At 31.5% G+C, this 7,732-nt stretch carries 7 protein-coding genes; all 7 read right to left on the bottom strand.

Features of this window, described 5'->3' with window-relative positions:
• Positions 1–1,107, bottom strand: a 1,107-nt coding sequence (locus MR593_RS01590; RefSeq protein ID WP_290686260.1) for a polysaccharide biosynthesis tyrosine autokinase, incomplete at its 3' end; no start/stop codon positions are given.
• Between the two features lie 22 nt (positions 1,108–1,129).
• Positions 1,130–2,395, bottom strand: a complete 1,266-nt coding sequence (locus tag MR593_RS01585) for a hypothetical protein (RefSeq protein WP_290686258.1) — start codon at positions 2,393–2,395, stop codon at positions 1,130–1,132.
• Positions 2,385–3,062, bottom strand: a complete 678-nt coding sequence (locus MR593_RS01580) for a sugar transferase (protein WP_331474710.1) — start codon at positions 3,060–3,062, stop codon at positions 2,385–2,387. The genes MR593_RS01585 and MR593_RS01580 overlap by 11 nt, the downstream gene beginning before the upstream one ends.
• Positions 3,063–3,078: 16 nt before the next feature.
• Positions 3,079–4,698, bottom strand: coding sequence for an AMP-binding protein (locus MR593_RS01575; RefSeq protein WP_290686256.1), 1,620 nt, complete (start codon positions 4,696–4,698; stop codon positions 3,079–3,081).
• Positions 4,699–4,855: 157 nt separating this feature from the next.
• Positions 4,856–6,034: a Coenzyme F420 hydrogenase/dehydrogenase, beta subunit C-terminal domain gene (locus MR593_RS01570; RefSeq protein WP_442908394.1), complete on the bottom strand. Its 1,179-nt coding sequence runs from the start codon at positions 6,032–6,034 to the stop codon at positions 4,856–4,858.
• Positions 6,035–6,291: 257 nt separating this feature from the next.
• Entirely contained in the window at positions 6,292–6,990 is a 699-nt protein-coding gene (locus MR593_RS01565) for a HEPN domain-containing protein (protein WP_290686254.1), read from the bottom strand.
• Positions 6,990–7,732, bottom strand: a 743-nt coding sequence (locus MR593_RS01560) for an AAA family ATPase (RefSeq protein ID WP_290686252.1), incomplete at its 5' end; no start/stop codon positions are given. The genes MR593_RS01560 and MR593_RS01565, both read right to left, overlap by 1 nt.

Genomic DNA, 7,732 nt, shown 5'->3' with positions numbered 1-7,732 from the left:
CTTCATTTTTTGAGAAGATAATATATCCACTTGGTTGATAATCTTTTGACCTGCAGTTATTACATCTAGATTATCATTTATCCTTTGAACTACATCGTCAAATTCCTTTTTGCCCTTTAACAATTCGACAAGTCCTATTTTATTATTTATATCCATGATTTTATGGACCTTAGGCTCTCTCAGATCACAGTCCACCAATAAAACCCTTTTATTTTCCAATCTAGAGAAAAACACACTATTATTACATATAGTAGTACTCTTGCCTTCACCTTTGTTAGTACTTGTGAATACTATTACATTATTCTTGTTATCTATATTAGAAAACTCTAAATTAGTTCTGATTTTCAAAAATGACTCTGCAGCGTCCATATTTAAATTATCATCTGCCAAAATTACCTTATGCTTCATATCCTTGATTTTAGGAATTTGTCCTAGTAAAGTAATCTTTAGCTTAGCTTCTATATCCTCTTTATTTTTTATTTTATTGTCTAATATTTGTTTGAAGAATATTATCATCAAACCTAATATAAATCCTCCCACTAAGCCTAATAGTGTAAAAAGAATTAAATTAGGTTTTTCGACCTCTTCAGGTAAGCTAGCCTTATCTATAACCTCGATGCCAGCTACCTTTGTTATTCTAACTACCTCCTCTTCAAACAGACTTGGTATAGTATTGCATATTTTCATAGCTCTGTCGGGATTTTCATCTAATATATTTACCTGTATGACCTCTGTATTATTTAATGTCTCTACTTCTATATAATCCTTCAAATAATCCTCGTATTTAATATCCAAATCAAACTTCTCTATAATTTGATTTAATATAGTTTTCGATGTAAGTATCTCCATATATGTGCTAGCTATCTTACGGAAATATTCCAAATCAGTAACTGCATATGGTGAATTAGCATATTCATCCTTATTTTCTTCACTTAAATTTCTATTTACAATCAATGTAGTAGTAGCCTGATATAATTGCGGCATCACAAATCTGCTGACTACAAAAGCCCCCAAACCACACACAAATGTACTTATTATAAGTATCAATATATTTTTTCTTATTATTTTTAAAATCTTCCTAAGATCTATCTCCACTATATTATCCATAGCCCCTCCTAATATTAAAAAATCATATTAAAATTCCAAATATCAACGCAAACATCACAGCGTACGTATGTACAAATGCCGATTCTGAAGTACTTGCTATTAGCAAATAACAGAAAAGCATCATCGCTGCAAAATATTTTCTATTATTTTCACGATTGTAAGCTCTTTGTATTCTTTTGAAAAATACAATCAATATAGATACATATCCCAAAAGACCCAAGCATCCTAATTGACCTAATATCATAGGCCAGAAATTGTCTGATATAAAAAAGTTATACACTTCTCCTAGTCCCCAAATTTTATTAAGTCCATATATATAATAAACAGGAGAATACATCTCCTTCGATGGATGTGAACCATAAGTCCCAAATCCAGTCCCAAAAGGGAAATAATCTCTAGCTATATAAAATGAATTTCTAAGTAATTGTTGTCTAGCTCCATCCTCTAAATCAAAAAAATAGTACGATATTTGATCATAAGCCAAAAAAATCCCCAAAGCAGCTATTACAAACCAAAAGCCGACAGAAATTTTCTTAGAAAATACAACCATATAAATGTAGGAAATCACTATAATAACCGCCATTACGATTGCCTTTGATCTTAGAGTCAACATAGTCATAATCAGGAGCATTCCTAAATATAAATATGTAACCTTCGATTTTTTAACCTCAGAATAAACAATCAAAACCAGTAAGCATATACATACACCAGCGACAAATGTAGGATGACTATAAAAAAGATACAAAGATCTCAATCCATATCTAATCTGTGTCCTAAATATATGAAATACATAATCTAGACAAGTGAGTGCAAATAAAATTAAAGTTATTATCTTACAATTTATATTTAATATCGATTTTATTCTATCTCCGTTCATTTCTGATGAAAACAAGGCTTTACTTGCAAAATAAGCCAAATAAAATTTCCATACTAAAAGCACATCTTGAAATACTGCTGAAAAAGGCTGGTATTTATATTTTAAATTTGAATAAAGACCAAAACACGTTATAAGCCCCAATAATACGACTATAACGATGTTATCCTTTCTCACGCGAACCCTTCCCTTTGACAGCATCAAATATAAAAACGCCACGGGAAATATAAGAACGGAAAACAGCTCATCAAAATATTTAAACGGACCAATTATCTCCTGTATTAAATTTTGAAATATAAATAAGTCGATACATAATACAAAAAAGACCTGTCTGTAATTTATCCCACATAAATAGTCGATTATTTTTTTCCCTAGATAAATATCCTCTTTCTTCGCCAAATCATTAACTTGCATTTTTATCTCCAAATAATTTTTTTATTGTTTTCAATATTATTTTAATATCCACTAGCATACTTCTCTCTGAAATATACTTGAGATCTAACTCCATCCACTCATCAAATCCAATGCTATTTCTCCCCCCGATTTGCCAGTAACAAGTCAATCCAGGTTTTACATAGAGTCTTTGCATTTCGTATGCAGAATAAGCTTCGACCTCCTTAGGTATAGGAGGTCTCGGTCCTACTAAAGACATTTCCCCTTTTAAAACGTTCACAAATTGAGGAAATTCATCTATGCTAAATTTTCTAATTATTCTTCCCACTCTAGTAAGTCTAGGGTCGTCCTTTATCTTAAAAACAGGGCCATCCATCTCGTTTTTATGCTTTAAATCATCTAAAAGCTCTTCTGCATTAGGTACCATACTTCTAAATTTATACATTTTAAATATTTCACCATTTAATCCATTTCTATCCTGAGCGAATATAATGCCTCCCTCTGGACTATCTATTTTTATCAAAATAGATACTATCAAAAATATAGGTGAAAATACTATCAGCGCAAATATTGATCCTACTATATCTAATAATCTTTTAAAAAATAAATATACTTTATTATTATTTATATCTATAGCGACATTTGTTTTTGTCATCAATACTTTTTTATCAGAAACCTTACCCTGCATAACACCACCTCATTATTTACAAATTAAGTTCCTCTATCGCCATTTCCTTTAATTTAAATTTTTGTGGTTTACCTGTCATTGTACAAGGGAAATCTTCAATAAACTTCACGTATCTAGGTGTTTTGTAGATAGCTAGACGTTCTTTTACGTATTCCTTGACGTCTTCTTCTGACATTTGATATCCGTTTTTCAATATTACATATGCCATTACTTCCTCACCGTATTTTTCACTAGGAACGCCTACTACCTGTACATCCTTTATAGCCTCATTTTTTAGTAGCACGCTCTCGATTTCCTTAGGGTGAATTCCTTCTCCACCGCGTTTTATCATGTCCTTTTTGCGGCCAGATATATATAGATATCCTTCCTCGTCCATACTAGCTAAATCACCTGTATAGAACCAGCCATCATCAGTTAAGCATCTCTTAGTTTCTTCCTCTTTGTTGTAATATCCATCCATATTGCCCAGACCTTTTACAGTTATTTCGCCGACCTTGTTACAAGGAAGCTCCTCTTTAGTTTCAGGGTCTACGATTTTTACATCGTAAATTCTAGACGGTCTACCTATAGAATGTATAACCTTTTCATATGGATCTGCTAAGCTCGTAGTAGTTACACTTGGTGACTCTGTTAGTCCATAAAGTACAAACACCTTTTCCACCTTAAAATCCTTAGATAATCCATCTACTAATGCCGGTGGACATACAGCACCTCCTAGTAAACATTTAGTATGACTTGATAAATCATAATTATCTAAATTTTCATAATTCATCATGGCTATGAACATAGTAGGCACACCTAATGATAGTACCACCCTTTCAGTTTCTATAGCCTTTAGAAATTTTGATGGCGAAAATCCATCCATAATTACGCTTTTTGCACCGACTATCAGTGGATACACTATCAATCCATATAATCCAAAATTATGGAACATAGGTAGTGAAGTTCCTACAGTATCTGTCTCATTTAATTCCATTCCCTCTATAGCACCTATTAAGCTATAAAAAATAGAACGTTGATTTACCATAACTCCCTTTGGATCGCCAGTAGTTCCTGATGTATATAAAATATTTACTATATCAGTTGATTTCACAGAATCATACATGTTTTGCAAAGTTTTATCATCTATATCGACAGAATCCTCCATAATAGATTCTAATTCATAATCGAAAATTATTTGCTTCAGATTTGGATAATTAGAAGATTCAATTATATTATCCTCGTTTTGAAATGCATTAGGAATAAGATTTTTTATTATGCTTTTACAATTGATTGATTTTATCCCCTCAGACATAATTATAAATTTACAATCACTGTCTTTTATTAAATAATCCATCTCTAATTCTTTGTTAGCTGTATTGACTAAAACGCCAACAGCGCCTAATCTAGCCAATGCTAAATAAAACAATACCCACTTATAGGAATTTGGAAGCCATATCATAACATGATCGCCCTTTTTAATTCCCCTTTTTATAAAGCCCTTGCTTAATTTATCAACCATATCTCTAGTTTGATTCCAAGTTATCTCTACATTTGAGTCTATGTCCTTTATAAATACATTATCCTCTCGTTTTTGAACAGTATAAGAAAATACTCTATCCACTGTCGATTCAATATTTACTATATTATTGTACATAAATATTTCCCCCTATACGAAAATTTTTCAATTATAAATGTTAATTATTTAATAATTATATATATTTTAACATGTATTTTCAATAAATTTCCTATATTTTCAGAATTAATAATTATTTTAAATATATTATCGATTTTTTTTTAATTTAATTCATATTCTAGATTCCTCTGTATTTTTTTATAAATATCGCCAGCAATTTTTTTATTCTCTTCTTCAAAAGTTTCTTTCTATAATATATAGGGCCTTTTTTGAGCTCCTTCTCTAGACTGTGACCTACAGCTATGTCAAATCCCTTTTCCCTATAAATCTCTCTAAACATTTCATGATTTACGTGCTTTTTACATGGATAATTTAATTGTTCATTTCCCATCAACGCCTCATCAAGTGTCCTAGGCTCCATAAATAAGCTCTCTTTGCACAAATTCATTAGATCTCGTCCCTTGTCAGTATTTACTAATACCAGAGAAACTGCGCCCTTATAATGATCGAATTTATACTTTTTCCCGATTCCCCAAAAATCGCCCAAAGTTACATCCGACACTCTCTTCGTATTTGCGTATTTGCAATTATAGCAAGAATCCCTATTAAAAAGCGACTTCAAAAACCCCAGCATATACTCATCGCAAAACGCCGTCTTTTCATAAATTTTATCAGCCGATTCATCTCCATACAGGATAAACTTATAATCGTCCTCCTCTCTAAATCCAACTCTCTTAGGCTTGAGGTCGTACTTTTTGCTTATCCCGTCGATATGCTCTGTCAAATATTTTATAGAAGGCACACCATGACATATCAAATCCACCACATACAAGTTTTCATACGTTTTTTTCAAAAAAAACTTCAACCCATCCACCTGACACGGAGTCCCTATAAACAAAACCTCTCTACCATTCTCCAAATCCGCCTTTACAGACTTAAACACATCGCCGACATCCGCCTGTGCGTACTTAGATCCCTGAAACTTACTTAGGTCCTCCCTTTTATCCGCTCTGCTAAATCTCAACCAAAACTTCTCCTCCATGCAAACACCGTAAACAACGCCACCAGCTGACACGATCTCCTCATACATCGCCATAGCCACTCCTCCAGACGCACTCGCCTTACGCTCAGGCGTATTCGTATTCCACGCAGCATACACCTCCTCAGGCTCACTAAACACAGACTCATTATTCGCAGGACAGCTCCTAACACACAAATTACATTCCATGCACTCTCTTTCATCTACAACAGGAAAACAAAATCCATGCTCATCAAACTCAAAATCTATACATCCCTTCGGACACACATTATAGCACGCATGGCACCCCGTACATTTTGATTTTTCACATATCTCCATCTAAAATCCCCCTATTTCATAATTTTTAAACTTGATATAAATTATACATTAATTGTTCATAATACATCAAACTTTGTTCACATATATCCTCCAAGCATTATGATTATATCTCATGCATTGTACGCATCCCTCAAGCGAGATGATTGGAGTTATTTTATAATTATTATGTTTTTAATTTTAAACTCAAAAATTTTTCAAATTATTTTTTTCACAGAAAAAGAGACTATTGCTAGTCTCTCAAGTTAATATTTTGTATATCAATTTTTATTTTTTGCATCCTCATGAACTGCATAGACTATTTTCTTTACATCTTCTATAAATTCGATTACTAGTTCTTTGGATATCTCTATCCTTGTTGCATCACTATGCAATCGATCAAATTGGTGCGCTATGGAATTTCTTCTCCTATATAATTCTCCTATTCTTCGTTTTAATTTATCCTTTACTTTTTCTGAAGAACCTCTTTCAAAAAAAGCATCTTTAGCAATATTTTGTACATTTAGTCCAATTAGATTTAACTGACTATTTATTGAATCCCACGACATCATAGTAACTTCTATGTATTTTTTATTAATAAACTCAATAAACCATTCTGAACTTTCTCTTTCTCTTAATACTTGCGATACTATACTCATTTTAACTTCTATATTTTTATATTTAGTAGTTTCTTCCCATATACCTTCATATATCTTCATAAGCCCAAATTTTGTAATTTCATGGAAGTAAAAATCTAAAGAACTTCCTAAAAATACTATTTGAGAACGCAATATACAATCAATTTTTTCTTTATCTACTTCAGCATCCAATCTATCAATAATTTCAAACTGATTTTCTATATCCATAATGTTTTCATCAAAATGATTTTTTATTTCATCAAGTTCAAAATTAATAACTGCAGACGGCCTTTTATCTCGACTTTCCTCAGTCCTTCTAGTTAACGATAAATCTCTACCCATTACATTCCTCCATTATTGCTAGAAATCTCTTCGAATATTTCTGAAAAATTCTTATTCAACATAGGAATAGCTCCGTATCTACCAATCACATATCCCTTAGCTAAATTCTCGCCTTTTCTGACATTTTTTATCTCTAAAAGTGAATACAAATCAGTAGAACGTTCCTCATCTAATTCAGTAAACCAAATCTGATCTCTTCTAAATATATTAGAATCTAATAAACTTGTGTCATGAGTAGTAAAAAACAGTTGAGCAAATTCATCTGATTTAAAATAGTTAAATAGCTCAATTATGCTATAAGCCACAGACTCATGTAGTCCAACTTCAATTTCGTCAAATATCATTATCTTACCGTGTTTTAAAACGTCGATAATCGGACATATAATTTCAAATAATTTTTTTATACCTGTAGATTCTTCCATATCTAAATCAGTTTCAAAATCATCATATACTATTTTGGCTTCAGAACTTATAGTTTTCTTATCTTTTAATAAGCTTTTCAATCCAGCTGGTATATCAATAGGAAAACTTTCAATATTAACTATATTTTCTTCATATTTTACTTTTATATCTTTTATACCTGTTCCTAAATGTTGCAATATTATGAGAAATACCTTTTTAAGTTCTTCACTTTCTTGCATTAGCTTTATAGAATAGTCCTTCCAATTATTTATATTTGAATTATATATAACAATATCACCTGCAAAAAATAAGAACACTCGCTCTATTTCTTCAATATTAG

Origin of the sequence: Intestinibacter sp. (genome assembly GCF_022780145.1) — a bacterium.
Taxonomy (GTDB): domain Bacteria; phylum Bacillota; class Clostridia; order Peptostreptococcales; family Peptostreptococcaceae; genus Intestinibacter.
This window is presented reverse-complemented; position numbering and strand designations above follow the sequence as displayed.